Source organism: Pedobacter hiemivivus (assembly GCF_004331685.1).
In the GTDB taxonomy this organism is placed as follows: domain Bacteria; phylum Bacteroidota; class Bacteroidia; order Sphingobacteriales; family Sphingobacteriaceae; genus Pedobacter; species Pedobacter hiemivivus.
Genome location: NZ_SJSM01000031.1, coordinates 1 through 21016, shown reverse-complemented (window position 1 = coordinate 21016; position 21016 = coordinate 1). Strand labels below are relative to the sequence as shown.

Sequence of the window (21016 nt, the reverse complement as noted above, 5' to 3'; positions counted from 1 at the left end):
CACCTTTTTTGTTAGATACTTTTCTTATTTTGTGGCCATCTATTATCCTAATTGAAATACATGAAAACTACCCCGCCCTCGTTTTTCCAAAAAAACAAAAAAGGTATTGTTATTGGTCTTATAGCCTTCGTTCTGGCCGGAATAGGCTCTTATTTCTTCTTTAAAAAAGAAAGACCTAAAGATTATAACCAGCAATATTCTAAATACATTGAAGCCTATACCTCGGGTACGGTTTCTAAAAAGAGCTATATCAGGGTCCATCTGGCCAATCAGGTGAAAACCATGAGTGATATTGGCGTGGCCGATAGCAGAGACTTGTTCAGCTTCTCTCCTTCTGTAAAAGGTAAATCGTATTGGATTGATGCGCAGACTGTCGAATTTAGACCTGAGGAAAATCTGAAAGCTGGCGAAACTTATGAAGCTACTTTTAACCTAAATAAGGTTACTGATACCGAAGAAGGGCTTGAATCATTTGAATTTGATTTTAGAGTGATTAAACCGGGAATGTCTTTAACTCAAAACGGGCTGGTTTCACAAAATAATACTTCATTGGATTATATGAAATTGACTGGTGAAGTAACAACATCTGATCAGGAAGATACTAAGTCGATAGAAAAGGCCTTGAAGGTTGATTTTCCATCTTCACTTAAAGTAAAATGGCAGCACGACCCCGCTAAAAACACTTCTACTTTTACTGTAGATAGCATTAAAAAGACTAAGCAAGAGAATAAGTTAAGTTTGATTTGGTCTGGCGAACCTATTGCTGCAGATAGCAAAGGTGAAGAAACTGTTATTGTGCCCGCAGTTGGTGTGTTTAAGGTATTGAATATGCGTGCCGTTCAAGATCTTGAAGATTTTGCACTCGTTCAATTTTCTGAGCCTATAAGTGTAGGACAAGATTTAAACGGACTTGTTTCTTTGGCAGGATTAACTGATCTGCGTTTTACCATAGACGCGAGTCAGATAAAAATCTATTCGCCGAACACACTGGAAGGAAATTATACACTCACCGTAAATGAGGGTGTTGAAAATATCAATGGTAAAAAGCTAGAGGCTGGTAAAACGGCCAATGTTGTTTTTGAGAACAAACTGCCGTCGGTGGTTATTGCTGGTACTGGTACCATTATTCCCAATTCAGGTAAGCTGGTACTCCCATTTGAGGCAGTTAACCTAAAGGCTGTAGATGTAACGATTATCAAGATTTACGAAAACAATATTCCGCAGTTCTTCCAGACTAACAATTATAAAGATGGTGGCGAGTTGCGCCGTGTGGGTAAGCCTGTTATTCAGAAAACCATCAGATTGGATGAGGATAAAGCCCTTGATCTGCATAAAAAGCACCGTTTTACGCTGGATCTGGATAAGATTATCCGCACAGAACCGGGTGCGATGTATCGCGTTACCATAGGGTTTAGAAGAGCATACAATGTCTACAAATGTGCAGAAGCTGAGTCAGCTGAAGGCGATAGCGATAATGACTATGAACGTTACGGCGAGAAAATCGATGAAGATGATGAGTTTTGGGAACGCTACAACAGTTATTATCCAAACAATTACAGATGGGAAGATCGCGAGAATCCTTGTACCCCATCCTATTATACAAACGAACGTTGGGCGAGTCGCAATTTAATGGCATCCAATATTGGTTTGATTGCCAAAAGAGGTAACGACAATAGTATGCTGATCATTGCGACTGATTTACTGACAGCAAAAACATTAAGTGGTGTAACATTGGAATTGCTGGATTACCAGCGTCAGGTGATCCATACCGTGACAACAGATGCTGATGGTATGGCTTCTTTTGATTTGAAAAGAAAACCGTTCTTGTTGGTCGCAAAAAATGGTAAGGAACGTGGTTATTTAAAGCTCGATGATGGTAATTCACTCCCATTGAGCAGGTTTGATGTTGGTGGTGATGTGGTACAGAATGGCCTTAAGGGCTTTATATATGGCGAACGTGGTGTTTGGCGCCCTGGAGATTCGGTATTTCTTTCTTTTGTATTAGAAGATAAATTAAAGAAACTACCTGGTGGATACCCAGTTACTTTTGAGCTTTATAATCCACAAGGACAATTGATCAAACGCAGTATTAACGGTAAACCTTTAAATGGTTTCTATGCCTTTAAAACGGCTACAGAAAGTACTGCGCCAACTGGAAACTGGTTGGCAAAGGTAAAAGCTGGTGGTGCTACCTTCACTAAAACCATCAAAATTGAAACAGTAATGCCTAATAGGCTTAAGATTAATTTTGACATTGGTAATCGTACTTATCTGGGCTCAGGCGGCTCTTCTACTGCTAGCCTTTCTGCTACCTGGTTGTTTGGTGCTGTAGGTAAAAATCTTAAGGCAAAAGTTGATGTGAATCTAAATACCATGAAAACTACTTTCAAAGGCTTTGATAGTTTCACTTTCGATAACCCAACCGTAGTTTTTCAATCACAGGTGAAAACCATTTTTGAAGGTACTTTAAGTGAAAACGGTACAGCAACTATAAATACCAATTTAAACGAGAACAACAGTGCTCCCGGAGTGCTTAAAGCTAACTTTACGACTAAGGTTTTTGAAGCTGGTGGTAATTTCAGCATTGATAACTTTAGTATTCCCTATCATGTGTACACCAATTATTATGGAATTAAAACTCCAGAGGGTGATAAAATGAGTGGAATGCTACTTACCGGACAAGATCATAAGATTGATATTGTAAATGTAAATCGTGATGGTAAGTTATTGCAGGGCAGTAAAGATGTTGAGGTAGAGCTTTATAAAGTACAATGGCGCTGGTGGTGGGAACAGGATAACGAAAACTCCTTTGCCAATTTTACCCAAAACTCATATAACAAGCTGGTAACAAAAGAAAATATAACCCTAACTAATGGTAAGGGGAATTGGAAGTTTAGAATAGATGAGCCAGAATGGGGTCGTTACCTAATCTTGGTAAGAGATTTAAATGGTGGTCACGTAACCGGTAAATCGGTATACATAGACTGGCCAGGATGGGCACAGCGTGAGCAAGGTAGCAACCCTACTGAGGCTTCAATGCTTTCGTTTACAGCCAATAAAACTAAGTTTCAGGTTGGTGAAGAAGTAGTGTTAACCATCCCTTCCGGTGAAGGTGGCAGGGCTTTAATCTCCATAGAAAATGGTAGTAAAGTACTAAAGACGTTCTGGACGGACACCAAAAAAGGACAAACGCAGTTTAAGTTTAAGGCCGAAAAGGAAATGGCTCCAAACGTATTTGCCAATGTAACTTTACTTCAGCCACATGCACAGACGGTAAATGATTTGCCTATCCGCATGTATGGAGCGATTCCTTTAATGGTTGAAGATCCTCAGACGATATTGAAACCGATCATTAAAATGGCGGATAAGTTGAAGCCAGAAACGGAAAGCAGTATTACAGTTTCTGAGCAGAATGGTAAAGCAATGACTTATACCATTGCTATTGTAGATGAAGGTTTACTTGATTTAACCAGATTTAAAACTCCTGATCCTCATGCCGTATTCTATGCTCGAGAAGGTTTAGGTGTAAAAACCTGGGATCTGTTTGATTACGTGTTGGGCGCGTGGGGTGGTAATTTGGAGCGTATCCTGAGTATAGGTGGTGACGGCAGCATAAACAAGAATTTAAACCCAGCCAAAGCCAATCGTTTTGTGCCTGTTGTGAAATATTTAGGTCCTTTTGCTTTAAGTAAAGGCAGTTCGCAAACACATAAATTTAAGTTACCACAATATATTGGTGCAGTAAGGGCAATGGTAGTAGCTGGTCAGGATGGCGCTTATGGTTCGGTAGAGAAGTCTGTCCAAGTTAAAAAACCACTGATGTTATTGGCTACTGTGCCGAGAGTAATTGGTCCAGGTGAGAGTTTCACATTACCAGCGACCGTATTTGCTACAGAAAACAATTTGAAAAATGTTACTGTACAATTGCAACTGCAAAACTTACAGGTACAGGGCAATAAGACGGTTCAGTTGAACTTTAAGCAGCCAGGAGAGCAAATGGCTTACTTTGAAGTTAAGGCTCCTGAGATGACCGGCATTGCTAAAATAAAATTGATCGCCCAAAGTGGTGCAGAAAAAACAAGTTATGATGTAGAACTGGATATTCGTAATCCAAATCCTTTTGTAACCAATGTAGTATCTGCAGTGATAGAGCCTGGTCGTAATTGGGGCACTAAATATCTTCCTATAGGCATGGCAGGCACCAATTCGGGTAGTGTAGAAGTCTCTTCTATCCCACCGATCAATCTTAAAAAACGATTGAGCTATTTAGTTCAATATCCACATGGTTGTGTGGAGCAAACCACATCAGGAATCTTCCCACAGTTATATTTAAACAAGTTGATCCCTTTAACAGAACGGCAAAAAGCGGAAACGGAACGAAATTTAAAAGCAGGAATTAACAGGTTACGTGGCTTCCAGACTACAGACGGTGGTTTAGGTTATTGGCCGGGTGCAAGCAGTTCGGATGAATGGGGTAGCAATTATGCCGCGCATTTCCTTGTTGAGGCGCAGAATGCAGGTTATACAACGCCTGTTGGGATGTTGGATGAGTTGCTCCGTTATTTGAAGGTTAAGGCTGCGAACTGGTCTCCAAACAGCAATAACTTTTATGGTGGTGATCTTTCACAATCTTATCGCTTGTATGTACTTGCATTAGCCAAAAGAACAGATATGGCTGCTATGAACAGGTTAAGAGGCTTTCAGTACCTATCTGTAAGTGCTAAGTGGCGATTGGCTGCCGCATATAAACTTGCTGGACAAGCTGATGCCGCAAATAACCTAATTAAAGATTTACCTATTGAGGTAAAACCTTATAACCAATTGGGGGGCACTTATGGCTCTGATATTAGGGATGAAGCCATGATATTGGAGACGCTTACATTGCTTGGTCGTAAGGCTGAAGGTGCTAAATTAATTCAATCTTTAGCCATTAAATTGGGTAAAGATGATTGGTATAGCACGCAAACTACAGCATACAGTTTGCTAGCTATCGCTAAATTCTGTGGTGCCAATACAGCTTCGAATAATTTACAGTATAGCTATACCATTGATGGCAAGAGCAGTAAAGTCAATTCTAATCAATTCCTGAATAGCACTGCACTAAGCTTTAAAGCGGGTAATGGCATTGCCATCAGCAATACGGGCAATAGAGTGTTGTTTGTGCGCTTGATTTTGGAAGGACAGCCGGCAGCGGGACAAAATAACTTCCTGCCTAATAATCCTGAAATCTTGGATATGAGCGTGAGCTACAAATTGCTGAATGGTAAACCGCTTGATCCTGCTGTACTAAAACAAGGAACAGATTTTTATGCGGAGGTAGTGGTTAAGAATCCGGGAAAAATGGATTATTATGAGCAAATGGCTTTAACACAGATTTTCCCGTCAGGTTGGGAGATCATCAATACCAGGGTAAATGATAACGAAAGTATCCTTGCGGCTTCGCCTTACACCTATCGTGACATCAGAGATGACCGTGTGTTTACGTATTTCAATTTAAGAGAGAACGAGTCAGTGACTTATAAGGTGTTGTTAAATGCTTCGTATATCGGTAAGTATTATTTATCGGCCGTACAATGCGAAGCTATGTACAACAATAGCATTAGTGCTACTGAAGGTGGGAAATGGGTGCAGGTAATTAAATAAATTCAGGATGACGTCCGCTTCAGGAAAGTAAAAAAGAATGTCTAAGAAATATACTGCAATCCTAATTTCCGACGGCATTTGCCTACTGCTGCTCTTGTGGTTTTGGCTTGCTCTGCCTTCTCAATTGTTTATCAGCCCAACTTCTTATTTAGTTGAAGCATCCAATGGAGAACTATTAAGTGCATCAATAGCTAAAGATGGACAATGGCGTTTTCCTGAAGCAAATACCGTTCCCCAAAAGTTTGCGCAGTGTATTGTTGCTTTTGAAGATAAACGCTTCTATCAGCATCCCGGAGTGGATTTGCTGGCTATGAGTAGAGCCATGAGGCAAAATATGAAGGCTAAGAGCGTAGTCAGCGGTGGCAGTACATTAACTATGCAAGTGATCCGGCTGTCTCGCAGAGAAAGTAGAACTGTGGTGCAAAAACTAATAGAAGTGTTGTTGGCCTTAAGGTTAGAAATCACCCATTCCAAACAGGATATTCTAAAACTGTATGCCTCAAATGCGCCCTTTGGCAGCAATGTAGTCGGGCTTGAAGCTGCTTCATGGCGTTATTTTGGCCGTAGTCCGGAAACGCTCTCCTGGGGCGAAATGGCTACGCTTGCAGTATTGCCAAATAGCCCATCACTAGTACACCCGGGCAAAAACTCCGTTAAACTGATTAAAAAGCGTAATGACTTGTTGGATAAAATAGCCGGGCTAAAATTTATTGATCAGACTACGGCCAACCTATCCAAACTAGAGCCTATTCCAGGAAAGCCTCAGGCTTTACCTCAGACTGCCCCTCACCTGCTTAATCGCTTTAAAACCGAGCGACTTGCATTGAAAAACAAGAGTACAAGAGTTACTTCGACATTAAACTATGATTTACAACTGGAGATTAATTCTTTACTTAAAAGGTATAACAACCGCTATCGGGCTAACGATATCAATAATATTTCGGCTTTGGTATTAGATGTAAAGCATGGCACGGTAGCGAGTTATGTAGGTAATATTTATCAGCCTGAAAATAAAGAACTGGAAAGTCATGTAGACATGATCAGGGCGCCACGTAGTCCAGGAAGCACATTAAAGCCGCTGCTGTATGCGAGCATGATGAATGACGGATTTATATTACCGCGGACACTGATACCTGATATTCCAACGCAAATAGGTGGCTATTCTCCACAGAACTACGATTTAGGTTATGATGGGGCTATTCCTGCTGATAAAGCATTGAGTCGTTCCTTAAATATCCCTTCAGTTAAAATGCTGCAAAACTATAAGTATCAGCGATTTTATGACCAGTTAAAAAAGCTCGGCTTCAGTACGCTTAATCAGCCTGCAGATCATTATGGTCTGTCGCTTATTCTTGGTGGTAGTGAGGTCACGATGTGGGATCTGGCAAAGACCTATATGGGCATGGCCCGAACTTTAAACCATTTTAATGATTACAAAGGCAGGTATAATCCCCGTGACTACGATGCACCTGGTTATATTAAAGGTAAGAATGCAGCGCGTAAAGCGTATTTTGAAGCTTATGAGACGCAAGTAACTTCGGTGCTGGATCATGGTTCAATATGGAACACCTTTAATGCAATGGAAGAGCTAATGCGTCCAGGTGAAGAAGGTTTATGGGAACAGTTCTCTTCTTCTCAAAGGTTAGCATGGAAAACAGGAACTAGCTTTGGTTTTAGAGACGCATGGGCAATAGGGCTAAATCCAGATTATGTGGTTTGTGTTTGGGTGGGAAATGCTGATGGTGAAGGCAGGCCTGGATTGACAGGTATTGATGTAGCTGCACCGGTGTTGTTTGATATTTTTAAGCTGCTACCTAATGCGAATTGGTTTACCCCCCCTAAGACTAAGCTTAAGAAAATGCGGGTTTGCCGCCAAAGTGGTTATAAGGCTGGTGAATATTGTAAGGATGTAATTGAAGAGCTTGTATCACCTGCTGGTGAAAAAACGGTGCTCTGTCCTTATCATAAATTGATTCATTTAGATAAAACGGGTACTTTCCGTGTTACGGATGCATGTGAATCTCCTGCAGATATGTTACATGTATCATGGTTTGTATTGCCACCCGCCATGGAATATTATTATAAGATCAAAAACAGCGAATATAAATTGCTTCCACCTTTTAAGCCTGGTTACGGTGATGTTGGAAACAACTACGTTATGGATATGATTTATCCAAAGGACTATGCTAGCATTTATGTGCCGGTAGAGTTTGACGGTAGTCGTGGAAAGGTGGTTTTAAATGCTACGCATCGCAATTCGGATGCTAAGATATACTGGCATATTGATGGTGAATATATTGCTACTACCAAAAATTATCATCAGCTGGCTGTAAGTCCAAGCCCGGGAAAGCACACGCTTACACTTGTAGATAACAAAGGTGAAAGGCTGGTACAAACCTTTACAATTTTAGACAAGGAAAAGAAATAAGATTAGTTGGTCTGAATCAGTTTTCGTTCTACAGCACCAATGGTAATCAGGTACTGAGCAATCATGTAGGTTGCCATAATCCAGGCATCTGCATGATCAATAGGCTGTACAAATTTGTTGTAAGCCAGGATGGAATCAGATAAAAGGAAAACTAATGCACCAAAAAAGATCAGTTTAAAGCTAGAGCTGTTCACTCGGAGGTTGCGGAAACAGGCCATCATCATCATCATACTGATCACAAAAACATAAATCATTACTGGGAGTTTCATGATCCCTAGGTGTGGCCGTAAATAGAAATAATAGCCAATGGCAGCTATTGCACAAAGTAAAATAGCAATCCTTGCTCCCTTTTTGTCTAATTCGGGTGCTGATTTAAAATCAAGGTAAAATGCGCTGATGTAAAAGATATGGCCAAGCAGAAATGCAGCAAGACCAAATAGGAAATAGGATTCGCCTTTCGCTGTGTACATTAGTAATACATCGCCAGCAAGAGCGAAGATCAATCCTGTAAATAAGCGTTTATGGAAACGGCCTTTTAATCCCGTACTCACATATAGCATGATGAGCAGGGATAGCACAATGCATGGTTTTATAAAATAAGCTAGATTACCGCCAAAGGTCAGTTGCAGGATAAAGATCAGTCCAAATATGATATTAAACGTAGCGTATTTCTTCAGCATTTGTCCTTTTTAAATTAAGCCAGACGACATCTATACTAAAAAGCAGCAGTTTCGACATAAGTCATAACTGCTGCCCTATATAGATTGATACTAGAATCTGTAGAAAGAAAAAGCTTAGTAGCTTTTTTCTGTACGGTTGCTACGTCTAAAGCCACCACCACCACCTGCGCCACCGCCTGTGTTTGGTTTTTCTTGCGCTTCAGCAACTTTAATACGGTTACCATTGTAATCACCACCGTTCATACGTTTGATCGCTTCTTTTGCCTCTTCTTCAACAGGCATTTCCACAAAACCAAAACCACGACTTTGACCAGTCTCACGATCTTTGATTATCCTAAGTGATTTTACTTGACCGAAATCACCAAATACGGCTGTTAATTCATCTTCCCCTACTTCTAAAGGAAGGCCTGTAATAAATATCTTCATTAATGTTTAAAAATTTGTACAAAAGTAAGCATTTTTTTGCTTAAAATTCATGTTTAGTGTCAGTTATAAGTATAATTATCTGACAAACGTATAAACGTGTGCGAGTTAAAATTGTTTTGCAAATCTGATTTTAGCGAAGATTTTTATTTACATCAGCTAAGTTTAGCCTTAAAGAGTGAAATGGTTCTTTGCCATGCCAGCGTAGCTGCCGCCTCGTTATACCGGGTTGGCGAGGTGTTATTATTGAAAGCATGATTTACGCCTTCATACATAAAAAGCTTATAATCAACATGATCTTTCTTTAATGCAGCTTCGTAAGCTGGGATTCCTGCATTAATTCGTTCATCTAGCCCTGCATAGTGTAGCATGATGCTTGCCTTTATTTTAGCCACATCCTCAGTTTTGGGCTGTGCGCCATAATAAGCGACAGCAGCGAGTAATCTTGGATCAGCAACAGCTAATTTATTAGACATACCTCCACCCCAACAAAAACCGACGCAGCCCGTTTTTCCATTTCCATCTTTCCTATTACGCAAATATTCTAGTCCCAATAGGTAATTCTGAAGGTTTTTCTCTGGGTCAAGTTTACCAATCAGGTCACGTGCTTTGTCTTCATCAGCGGGTGTTCCACCAAAAGGCGAAAGTGCGTCTACCCCTATGGCGAGGAATCCTTCGGCGGCTACCCGCTTGGTAACATCAATGGTATGTGGATTTAACCCTCTGTTCTCATGGATAACTAGTACACAACCCAATTTTTGCTTATCCTTAGGCTTTGCCAGAAAAGCTTTCATCTCTCCATCGGCTCCTTTATAGGTAATATTTTCTGTATGTAGATTGTCATCATTAATGGTCGCCGCTGCCGCATAATTGTTCTCCAGCAGTGGTAAAACAGATAAAGCCAGGGCTGTACTCCCGGTAAGGATGGCTAATTTTTTCATAAAATCCTTTCTGCTGATGCCGCTATGTGTGTACTCATCGTACAGCGTAATAATTTTTTGATCCATAAGACTTGATTTTTAATGTAAAAAAGAAAACAATATAAAGTTAATTTGGTTGTCGATAATTGCACATTCCTGCATTTATTAAAAATAGTTGACCCCACTTTGTCTGATTTTTGCAAAAGAGTTCTTATTTTTGACAGGTTATTATAGATCGAATTTGAATAAATTATAAGAAAATTGTAAATTTTATATTAAAAAGTAATATATTCAAACTTGGTTCACTTCAAGTTTTGTTTTCTGTGTTTATGATCTTAGCTTTGGGGACTTTTACGAATTGACAAAATTGTTAATTTAGTCAGTAAAAAAAATGATGCGGTTTTACTAAAGACAGAACAAGTAATGCCTCATATGAAAATATAATATCAACTAAAGAGTTCTGTGATCTAAACATACAAGTACCAGCATGCGTAAAAAATTACACGATAGGATAGCAGCTTTTAAAGACGCTACGGCAATTAAGGAAAAAGGTTTATACCCTTATTTCCGTGCAATTGAATCAGCCCAGGACACAGAAGTCGTAATAGACGGGAAGAAGGTGCTGATGTTTGGCTCTAACTCCTATCTGGGTTTAACTAATCACCCTAAGATTAAGGAAGCTTCCAAAGCTGCCATCGATAAATACGGGACAGGCTGTGCGGGTTCAAGATTTTTAAATGGAACATTGGATATACATATTGAGCTTGAAAAAAGACTTGCTGCATATGTAGGTAAGGAAGCTGCTGTATTATTCAGCACAGGTTTTCAGGTTAACTTAGGTGTTATCTCTTGTTTGTTAGACAGGAATGACTACTTAATACTCGACGAATACGATCATGCTTCTATTATAGATGGCAGTCGTTTGTCTTTCTCAAGATCTATTAAATATGCCCACAATGATATGGATGACTTGCGCAAGAAATTGAGCAGGTTACCTGAAGATGCTGCGAAGCTGATTGTAGCGGATGGTATTTTCAGTATGGAAGGTGATTTGGTAAACTTACCAGAGATTGTGAAAATCGCTAAAGAATTTGGTGCCAACATTATGATGGATGATGCTCATAGTTTGGGTGTGATTGGTTTTAATGGTTCTGGTACAGCTTCTCATTTCGGTTTAACAGATGATGTTGACTTGATCATGGGTACTTTCAGTAAGTCACTTGCTTCGTTAGGTGGATTTATTGCAGGTACAGAAGAAACGATTGAATATGTAAAACACAGAGCACGATCTTTAATGTTCAGTGCAAGTATGCCTCCTGCTGCTGTAGCGAGTGTAATTGCTGCGCTAGATATTATTGAATCTGAGCCTGAGCGTATTGATAAATTGTGGGCAAACACAAATTACGCTAAGAAATTGCTTGTTGAAGCTGGATTTGATATCGGACATACCGATAGCCCTATTATCCCGGTTTACATCAGAGATAACGATAAAACCTTTATGGTTACCAATATTCTAAGTAACAATGGAATTTTTGTAAACCCGGTAGTGTCACCTGCTGTTCCATCTGATTCATCGCTAATTAGATTCTCTCTAATGGCAACACATACTTTCGAGCAAATTGAAGAAGCCGTTGAAAAGCTATCTGCTGCCGCAAAAGAAGTCCAGGTAAAATCATTCCAGGAAACAATATAAAACATCCTATCAAAGGCTTAATTGTAACAGATTAAGCCTTTGACTTTTTAAAACCAAACCACATAAACTAATGAAGAATATTGTTGCCGTTAGCACCAAGAAACAATTAGCAACATTTATAGATTTTCCGCACGACTTATACAAGGGAGATCCCAATTATGTACCTGAGTTATTCATAGCCCAACGAGATCTTTTAACTACCCACCCTTTTCATAAACACTCTTCACTGCAGTGTTTTTTGCTTTATGATGGGGAACAGGTGATTGGTCGAATTGCAGCTATATTAAACAATAACTATAATAAACTGAACAACACCAGTGATGGCTTTTTTGGTTTTTTTGATTGTATAAACGATCAGGAAGCCGCTAATTTATTATTGGATACAGCTCAGCAATGGGTAAAAGATAAAAGCGTAACAGGCAAGATCCTTGGTCCAGTTAACTTCTCTACGAATGAATCTTGTGGTTTATTGATTGAAGGTTTTGATTCCCCGCCAGTTGTAATGATGCCTTACAATGCTCCTTACTACGCACCTTTACTGGAACAGTGGGGCTTGCAAAAGAACGTAGATTTAATTGCCTGGAAATTTAATGGCGACAACTACGATGACCGTTCGGTGAAATTGATGGACAGCCTTGAAGAACGTTTAAAGCGAAGTAATGTCACCATCAGAAAAATCAACATGAAGAATTTTAAACAGGAAGCAGCTAGCCTGCGCGAAGTTTATAATAAAGCATGGGATAAGAATTTAGGTTTTGTGCCATTAAATGATGAAGAGTTTGATTACCAGGCTAAAGATTTAAAATTGGTTCTTGATCCTGATTTTTGTTTTGTGGCCGAACAGGATGGTAAATTGGTTGGTTTTGGCGCTGCTATTCCTGATATGAACCAGATTCAGATCAATATTAAAAAAGGTCGGTTACTGCCTACAGGAATTTTCAAATTGCTATTTGGAAAGAAGAATGTTACTGGTATCAGGATATTACTTTTAGGTGTGGTTGATGGCTATCGTAAAATGGGTATTGAAGCCTGTTTATATGGTAATATCATTAAGTCTTATCGTGCAAAGAACTTTAAATATGCCGAAGCAGGATGGACATTGGAACATAATGATTTGGTAAATAACGCGATTAAGGCGATAAAAGGTGATCCTTATAAAAAATATAGGATCTATGAGAAAGCAGTATGAGTAAAAAAAGGGTATTAATTACCGGTGCGAGTGGTTTTGTGGGTTATCATTTGATTGAAGAAGCTTTAAAAGCAGATCTTGAAGTATATGCGGCCATCAGGCCAAGTAGCGACCGGTCACATTTAAAAGGTTTTAATGTACAGTATGTTAATCTTGATTACAGTACCGTTGATCATTTAAAGCGGGAACTGGAGGATAAGCAATATCATTATATCATCCATGCTGCTGGTATTACCAAAGCAAAAACCAAGGCGGAATACGATCGTGTTAATGCAACCTATACCCGTAATCTAGCTACTGCTGCACTAGAGGCGAATATCAATTTAGAGAAATTTATTTTTCTAAGCAGTTTAGCCGCCTTGGGTCCACTACCTGATTTATCGGCTGAAATTCAAGATAGTAACACACCTCAGCCGGTAACAAATTACGGCGCCAGTAAAATGTTGGCCGAACAGTATCTGGCTGAATTTACAACACTTCCATTATTAACTATACGTCCCACGGCCGTTTACGGCCCTAGAGAAAAGGATCTGTTCATTTTGTTTAACAGCATTAACAAAGGACTTGAACCGCATATTGGCAGCTTTAAACAGCAACTCAGCTTTGTATATGTTAAAGATCTGGTTAATGTAATAGTAAAGGCTCTGACTGCTACAGCTGTTCATCAGCATTACAATATCTCCGACGGTGAGATATACGACCGTTATGCCTTGGCTAATTTTACAAAAAAGGCATTGAACAAGAAAACCTTTAAGTTTCACCTTCCTGCACCATTGGTAGGCTTGCTTGCGGCCATTATGGACTTTATATATGCAGGGAGTAAAAAGACGCCTGCCTTAAATAAAGAAAAGATGGCTGAACTTACAGCTATTAATTGGGCATGCAGCATTAAAGGTGCTCAAACAGATTTAGGCTATACTCCAGAATATAACTTGGAGAAAGGTATAATGCAGACCATTAAATGGTATAAATTAAATAATTGGCTATAATTGCCTTTAAGCAGGTGGGTTCTCCATCTGCTTAATAATTTTGTTCACTTCAGTTTCTGTCGCACGGAGTTTGGTCTGGCAAAATTCAATCAAATCTGATGCACGTTTTACCTTTTCTGCTAAAACATCTACCGATACTGCTTCTGTTTCTATTTCCTGAGCTATTTCTGTAAGCTCTTTATAAGCGCTTTCATAGGTTAAATTCGTCGTTTCCATCTAAAGTTGATTTGGAGTTTACTGTTGTTTTAATTTCTGCCGAAGCCAATCTGACGGTAAGTGCTGTTCCCGGTTCAATATGATCGGCATTGCTTACAATCTGGCCATTTACCTTAAGGATGGCGAAGCCCTTATTTAATATGTTTTGTGGACTCATTAACCTAACCAACGATTGAAAATGGCCAATATATCCGCTTTTATTAGCAAAATACATCCTGTTGTAAGCTTTTAGATTACCGATCACATTACTCAGGTCTTTTTGCTTGTTGGAAATCATGATCTTAGGATTGGTCAATACCAACCGCGATAAGTTAAGGATATTCCTATGCTGCTCGTGCAACAGGTTACGGGTAGTGCTGATTGTGATCTGATTGATGTGCGTTAGCCTATCCTTATGATAATTGATCAGCTGATAAGTTTTGATCAGCACTATTTTTTGCAAACTAACCAGCGCTTCTTCAAATGCACGGTTGTGCGCAATGATCAATTCTGCAGCTTTTGTTGGTGTTTTCGTAGACGTATGTGCCATTAAATCGGCAATGGTTTCGTTCTTTTGGTGCCCTATTCCTGTGATGACAGGTATTGGGAATTTAGCAATCGCCCTGCTCAGATCATAATTATCAAAAATAAGAAAGTCCATCTGTGCGCCACCTCCCCTGATAATCACTAGCGCATCATAAGGTTTCCCGGATTGAAATACTTCTACAATTTTAGCCAGAAAAGGCTTTGCATTAGTTTCACCCTGCATTAAAGTAAAGTAATCATCAATTTGAAAACGATAACCAAAGGAGTTATTGTCCAGGGTATGCTTAAAATCCTGATAACCGGCTGAAGTAGCTGATGAGATGACCGCAATATGCTGCAAAACTTTATTTAAAGCTAAACTATTGTTTCGGGTAACATAGTGATCACCCGATTTCTGTATAAAATCAGGATTTTCCTTGAGTAGCCTTTCCAGCGTTTCTTTTCTTTGCTGCTCAAACAGGCCCAAAGTAAAATTGGTATCTATGTCAACAAGGTTTAACTGTAGTCCGAATGCCGGATTGTACTGTACAGAAACCTGAATGAGTACATTGATGTCGTTTTTAAACTTTTGACCTGTGGCCTGTTCAAAATTGGAAATGTTTACAGAAGCATTTCCCCAGGCTCTGCCCGCTATCTTGGTCAGGATTTTCGCCGAAGTTTTATCTTTTTCTACGAGTTCAAAATAGTGATAATTGCTTTGCTCTTTATAGGTATGGCTGGTTACATCTGCAATTACCCAGAAAGTCCGGTTACCAAATACCCCATCAATTGTCTGCCGGATCTGATTTGTCAGTTCCGAAAGCCTTATGGCAGCAGGGTTAGATTGATACGAGTGAACTTCCATTTGCATCTACATTGAGTATGTGTTTTGTGCCACATTTAAGTGCAAAGTTATTCTTTTGGTGGCCTACAGGGAAATCAAAACACACTGGATAACCATATTCCTTAATTTTTTCTGTAATCACCTCATATACAGTTCTGCCAAATTCTTCACCTGGATCATCTGGTTTTACTTTAAAGCCGCCAATGACGAGTCCTTTTAACTTTGCCAGTTTTCCACTGCGTTTCAGGTTCCAAAACATTCTGTCAATACTGTACAAGTACTCACCTGTATCTTCTACAAAAAGGATCTTTCCATCGGTATTGATATCCGATACTGTTCCAGCAAGAGTTTCTATAATACTAAGGTTGCCACCAATCAGGGGAGCCTCTACCCTGCCCATTCTATTGTAACTTTGGGCTACTGCCTTATATTTAATTGGTTGCCCACTTAATACTTGCCTAATGGAAAGTATGGTTTCTATTTGTATCGGCTCAGCCAATAACCAATCCTTAGGAAAGCTATTACACATTTTAGAGTGGATTGAGGCTATATTTAGCTGACTACTTAAGTGACAATGCAATACAGTAATGTCGCTAAAGCCAATGATCCATTTTGGTTTAGCCTTAAACCTATCGAAATTAAGCATATCAATGATTCGTATCACGCCATAACCACCTCGGGCACACATAATGGCCTTGATATTGGGATCGTCTAGCATTTGCTGAAGGTCTTGAACGCGCTCCGCATCAGTTCCACCCATACAGTAATCTCTTTTACCAATAGTACTACCAATCTGTATTTTAAAGCCCCAACTTTCCATCAACTGTATGGCTGGCTGTATCTCCTCCATGGTCATGTAGCCTGCCGGAGTCGTCACTCCAATGGTATCACCGGGCCGTAAATACGGTGGTATCACAGCGTCTTTACTTGATATGGCAGGATTACTCCATGCTTTTAAAGTGCTCATTGTTGAGCCAGCGATTGCGAGGGAAGAAAGAAAATGTTTGCGGTTCATTGTCTTTGTTTTAGGACTAACAATGATAAGGCTTATTGCCGATAATTTTTAAAAATTTACTCAATCGTTTTCGTAATTTTTTGGGTATAGAGGGCAATTAAAGAGTTGATTATATTTTAAGAAAGGTATATTTAGCTAAAACTTAACCAATAAATGATAGTGTTTCATTGTTTAAATCGATCGTCATCCTGAATTCATTTCAGGATCTCGGAAGAGAAAAACCGAATAGCCTGTGCGAGATCCTGAAATGAATTCAGGATGACGATGCGTATAGCATGATCCAGATTAATGATTCAGCTTGAACGGGCTTACAAGAAACAACTAATTTTAAAACCAAATGTAAATGAACAAATACCTGATCCTTGGCTGCTGCTTTGCGAGTTTGCAGCTAACCGCCCAAACCAAAAAAGTAAGCTTTCTTGAAAATGCAAAACAGCAAAAGGTTGATGTTTTGATTGATGGTAAGCCTTTTACAAGCTTCCTCTATCCTGATAATCTGGAAAAACCAATTTTATATCCTTTACAAACAGCCAGCGGCCTGACAGTAACTAGAGGCTTTCCTTTGAATAAACGTGGCAACGAACGTACGGATCACCCCCATCATGTGGGCTTATGGTTCAATTATGAGAGTGTAAATGGACTTGATTTCTGGAACAATTCCTACAACATTCCTGCTGCTAAGAAATCATCTTACGGATGGATTAGGAATGTGAAAGTTGCGGCTGTTAAGGATGGCAAGACTAAGGGTAGTTTAAACTATACCGCAAACTGGGAAAGACAGGATAAAAGGGTGCTGCTAAAAGAGGCAACTACCTTTGTGTTTAGTGGTAATGATGATACAAGAACTATTGATAGGGTAACTACGCTCACTGCGCAAAAGGATACAGTTTACTTTAAAGATGTTAAGGATGGAATGTTGGGTATTAGGGTGACTAAAGAATTGGAATTACCATCTGATAAGGAAGAATCTTACACTGATAATAAAGGTATCGTAACCAAAATCGCACCTACTAAAAATGGAGCCAATGGCGATTACCTGACGAGCGAAGGTAAAAAAGGTAATGATGCCTGGGGAACACGTGGGAATTGGTGTGTATTGTTTGGGGTAAAGGAAACTCAACCGGTTTCTATCGCGGTTGTTGATCATCCTAAAAACCCAGGCTACCCTACTTACTGGCACGCCAGAGATTATGGTTTGTTTGCTGCCAACCCGCTTGGTCAAGCTATTTTTAGCAATGGCAAAGAACATATGAACCTGACCTTGAAACCTGGTGAATCGGTTACTTTCCGTTATCGTATCATCATCGGATCAGGCAAAAAGCAAACTGCAGAACTACTGAACAAACAAGCGCTTGATTTTGGAAAACAAATTTGACCTATAAAATATAAAACCAATAATTAACACAAATGAAGACTAGATTACTAATTTTAACAGGCTTGATGCTGGGGACGTCCCTAACGTCCTTACATGCACAAAGCGGCAAATGGCAAAACCTATTTAACGGAAAAGATTTAACGGGCTGGAAGCAGCTGAATGGGAATGCAAAATATGCGGTTGTAAATGGAGAAATTGTAGGGACTACAGTTAAGGATACACCTAACTCCTTTTTAACTACAGAAAAAAACTATGGTGACTTTATTTTTGAGGTTGAATTACTAGTAGATAATTCAATGAATTCTGGGATTCAGTTTAGAAGTTTGAGTAAGCCAGATTACAACAATGGAAGGGTTCATGGTTATCAAATGGAAGTTGATCCTTCGGACAGAGCTTATAGTGGTGGTATATATGATGAGGCTCGTCGTGGATGGTTATACCCTACCGACATTAATCCTAAGGCAAAAACGGCCTTTAAAAAAGGAGAATGGAATAAATACAGAATTGAATGCATTGGCAATTCAATCAGAACCTGGGTTAACGGAATCGCTACAGCCAATTTGGTTGACGATCTAACGCCTTCTGGTTTTATCGCTTTGCAGGTACATGCTATCGGTAAAAATGATGAACCTGGTAAGCAGATCAGATGGAGAAATATCCGTATTCAAACTGAAGGATTGAAACCTACAAAAACGGATAACATTTTCGTAGTGAATACAATTCCGAATAACTTATCTGCTGCAGAAAAGGCAAACGGTTATAGCCTTTTATGGGATGGAAAAACCACTAATGGATGGAAAGGCGCTTATAAAAAAGGATTTCCAGAAAAAGGTTGGGAGATAAAAGATGGCTTACTGAGTGTTGTTAAGTCTAACGGAGCTGAATCAACCAATGGTGGTGACATCGTTACAGAAAAGCAGTATGGTGCTTTTGCATTGAAGTTTGATTTTAAATTGACTGAAGGTGCCAATAGTGGGATTAAATACTTCGTAACCCTTACTGAAGGCAATAAAGGCTCTGCTATAGGTCCTGAATATCAAATCCTTGATGATGTAAGACATCCAGATGCAAAGTTGGGTAAGAACGGTAACCGTACTTTGGGTTCATTGTACGACCTGATAACGAGCAAAAAGATACCTAACTCGCAAAGAAAGATTGGTGAATGGAATAAAGGTGTAGTTATAGTCTATCCAAATAACAAGATAGAATATTATTTAAACGGCTTTAAAATCCTTGAATATGTTAGAGGATCGGCCGAATTTAACGCCTTGGTTGCGGAGAGTAAATATAAAAACTGGAAAGATTTTGGGATGGCACCTAAGGGACATATCCTGATTCAAGACCATGGTGATAACGTTTCCTTTAGAAGTATTAAATTAAAAGAACTTTAAAATTTTAGCAACAATGTTAGATTCAAGAAGAAAATTTATTAAACAATCTGCTATTGCAGCAGCAGGAACCTATTTAGGAACCATGGGCATAAGTGCAAAGAGCTATGGTAATATCATAGGTGCAAATGATCGCGTAAGAGTTGGTGTAGTTGGCTTTTCGGATCGTTTTAAAGACTCACTTTTGCCTTCATTTTTAAATCACCAGAAAGAATTAAATTTTGATATCGTAGCGGTATCTGATCTTTGGAACTACCGCAGGGGTTTAGGTGTGGAGACTTTAAAATCTAAATTCGGTCATGATATTACCGGTTGTCGTAATAATGATGAGCTATATGGGTTAAAAGATATTGACGCTGTGATTGTAAGTACCGCGGATTTTCAACATGCTACTCATGCTGCGGAGGCTGTGAACAATAAATGCGATGTATATTGTGAAAAGCCATTTGCAGAAACAATGGAAGATGCGCGTATGGCTTTGAAAGCTGTTAAAGCGTCTAAACAAATTGTTCAAATTGGTTCGCAGCGTAGAAGCGGTAACAATTACCATGCAGCTAATAAATTCATTAAAGATGGTAAGTTCGGAGATATCACAATGGTTGAACTGAGCTGGAATGTAAATCAACCAGGCCGCTGGCGCAGACCTGACCTGGTAGCAAAATTGAAACAAGAGGATACAGATTGGAAACGTTTTTTAATCAACCGCCCTTTTGAAGCATGGGATCCAAGAAAATATCTAGAGTACCGCTTGTTTTGGCCATACTCATCAGGGATGCCTGGACAGTGGATGTCGCACCAAATTGATACTGTACACTGGTTTACAGATTTAAAACATCCAAGAAGTGTGGTAGCCAATGGTGGAATTTACCAATGGAGAGATGGTCGTAGAAACTGGGATACTACCACTGCCGTATTTGATTATGGCAAGCCGAACGATCCTAATAATGGTTTTCAGGTAGTTTTTACTTCTAGAATGCATAATGGTGATGAGCGTCCAGCAGAAATCTATTATTCAAATGGTGGAGAATTAAATCTGAATACCAATACCGTTTCTCCTGTTGGTGGTTTAAATGCCAAAGCGGCTTCAGCAATGAAGATGCAACCGAATTTACTGCCTGAGCTAAAACTTACTGAGACGGTAGAGCAGGTTGCTGCCTCGGCCAATACTGGTGGGGATAAATTGACCTCTGCACACATGCGCAACTGGATGGAGTGCATTAGAAGTCGTAAGCAAACAAATGCACCTGTTGAAGCAGGTTATTATCATTCAATAGCGACCATTATGACGAATGCTGCTGCAAGAACTGGACAGAAAGCCACGTTTGATGAAGCAACACAGGAAGTAATGGTGGGTGGAAAGCCATTTAAGTATTAAAAATTACTTCTCATAAAAAAAGGGCGTTTGAATGATCGAGGGCACTGAAAAAGTCCTTTTAAATATTTGGAGTCCAAAAAGAGCAGAAGAACTATGGTTATCTGCTCTTTTTTTGTACCTTAAAAGTAGGTTTTAAAAGGTGCCCAATGTTAGCTCATCAACAAAAGATTCAATTCAGTGCCTACTCAGGATTGTATGATTTGATCATTCCCAAAGACAATTTACTTCGAAAGATCAACGATCTAATAGACTTCAGTTTCATTTATGATGAACTGCTCGAGAAGTACTGCCACACCAATGGACGTACTGCGGAGAGTCCCATCCGTATGTTTAA

Annotated in this window: 14 protein-coding genes and 1 pseudogene; 9 read left to right on the top strand and 6 right to left on the bottom strand. The window is 39.5% G+C overall.

What is annotated here, in order from left to right; genetic code table 11:
* Positions 1–60: 60 nt before the first annotated feature.
* Together EZ444_RS24860 and pbpC are read left to right on the top strand one after the other, a co-directional pair.
* Positions 61–5643, top strand: coding sequence for an alpha-2-macroglobulin family protein (locus EZ444_RS24860; RefSeq protein WP_131612471.1), 5583 nt, complete (start codon positions 61–63; stop codon positions 5641–5643).
* A 37-nt stretch (positions 5644–5680) separates the two neighbouring features.
* Positions 5681–8071, top strand: a complete 2391-nt coding sequence (pbpC, locus tag EZ444_RS24855; RefSeq protein ID WP_131612469.1) for a penicillin-binding protein 1C — start codon at positions 5681–5683, stop codon at positions 8069–8071.
* A 2-nt stretch (positions 8072–8073) separates the two neighbouring features.
* Here pbpC and EZ444_RS24850 read toward each other — a convergent pair whose 3' ends face one another.
* From EZ444_RS24850 to EZ444_RS24840, 3 genes are all read right to left on the bottom strand, one after another.
* On the bottom strand, positions 8074–8751 hold the full coding sequence (locus EZ444_RS24850; protein WP_131612467.1) for a lysoplasmalogenase: 678 nt from the start codon (positions 8749–8751) through the stop codon (positions 8074–8076).
* Between the two features lie 114 nt (positions 8752–8865).
* Complete coding sequence (locus EZ444_RS24845) at positions 8866–9177, bottom strand: RNA recognition motif domain-containing protein (protein WP_131612465.1); 312 nt, start codon at positions 9175–9177, stop codon at positions 8866–8868.
* A 152-nt stretch (positions 9178–9329) separates the two neighbouring features.
* On the bottom strand, positions 9330–10181 hold the full coding sequence (locus EZ444_RS24840; protein WP_131612463.1) for a dienelactone hydrolase family protein: 852 nt from the start codon (positions 10179–10181) through the stop codon (positions 9330–9332).
* 400 nt (positions 10182–10581) lie between these two features.
* On the opposite strand from EZ444_RS24840, the gene spt reads away from it, so the two are divergent.
* The 3 genes from spt to EZ444_RS24825 all read left to right on the top strand — a co-directional run bounded on the left by spt (position 10582) and on the right by EZ444_RS24825 (position 13965).
* Positions 10582–11787 carry a serine palmitoyltransferase gene (gene spt / locus EZ444_RS24835; protein WP_131612460.1) on the top strand — a complete coding sequence of 402 codons (1206 nt, stop codon included), beginning with the start codon at positions 10582–10584 and terminating at the stop codon, positions 11785–11787.
* 70 nt (positions 11788–11857) lie between these two features.
* Positions 11858–12976 carry a hypothetical protein gene (locus EZ444_RS24830; protein ID WP_131612458.1) on the top strand — a complete coding sequence of 373 codons (1119 nt, stop codon included), beginning with the start codon at positions 11858–11860 and terminating at the stop codon, positions 12974–12976.
* On the top strand, positions 12973–13965 hold the full coding sequence (locus EZ444_RS24825; protein WP_131612456.1) for an NAD-dependent epimerase/dehydratase family protein: 993 nt from the start codon (positions 12973–12975) through the stop codon (positions 13963–13965). Before EZ444_RS24830 ends, EZ444_RS24825 begins: the two co-directional genes overlap by 4 nt.
* A 6-nt stretch (positions 13966–13971) precedes the next feature.
* Here EZ444_RS24825 and xseB read toward each other — a convergent pair whose 3' ends face one another.
* Genes xseB through EZ444_RS24810 form a run of 3 tightly spaced genes read right to left on the bottom strand, consistent with a single transcriptional unit; the run spans position 13972 to position 16544 of the window.
* Positions 13972–14181: an exodeoxyribonuclease VII small subunit gene (gene xseB, locus EZ444_RS24820; protein ID WP_131612455.1), complete on the bottom strand. Its 210-nt coding sequence runs from the start codon at positions 14179–14181 to the stop codon at positions 13972–13974.
* Positions 14156–15556, bottom strand: a complete 1401-nt coding sequence (xseA, locus tag EZ444_RS24815; RefSeq protein WP_225874840.1) for an exodeoxyribonuclease VII large subunit — start codon at positions 15554–15556, stop codon at positions 14156–14158. Before xseA ends, xseB begins: the two co-directional genes overlap by 26 nt.
* A complete protein-coding gene (locus tag EZ444_RS24810) occupies positions 15525–16544 on the bottom strand; it encodes a S66 peptidase family protein (RefSeq protein WP_131612451.1) in 1020 nt (339 codons plus the stop codon). Before EZ444_RS24810 ends, xseA begins: the two co-directional genes overlap by 32 nt.
* A 343-nt stretch (positions 16545–16887) precedes the next feature.
* Between EZ444_RS24810 and EZ444_RS24805 the strand changes: the two genes are divergently transcribed.
* The 4 genes and pseudogenes from EZ444_RS24805 to EZ444_RS24790 form a co-directional block, all read left to right on the top strand.
* A complete protein-coding gene (locus EZ444_RS24805; RefSeq protein WP_131612449.1) occupies positions 16888–17919 on the top strand; it encodes a DUF6807 domain-containing protein in 1032 nt (343 codons plus the stop codon).
* Between the two features lie 32 nt (positions 17920–17951).
* Complete coding sequence (locus tag EZ444_RS24800) at positions 17952–19310, top strand: 3-keto-disaccharide hydrolase (RefSeq protein ID WP_131612447.1); 1359 nt, start codon at positions 17952–17954, stop codon at positions 19308–19310.
* Between the two features lie 13 nt (positions 19311–19323).
* Positions 19324–20682: a Gfo/Idh/MocA family protein gene (locus EZ444_RS24795; protein WP_131612445.1), complete on the top strand. Its 1359-nt coding sequence runs from the start codon at positions 19324–19326 to the stop codon at positions 20680–20682.
* Positions 20683–20828: 146 nt separating this feature from the next.
* A pseudogene (locus EZ444_RS24790) lies at positions 20829–21016 on the top strand (IS5/IS1182 family transposase); the annotation flags it as partial.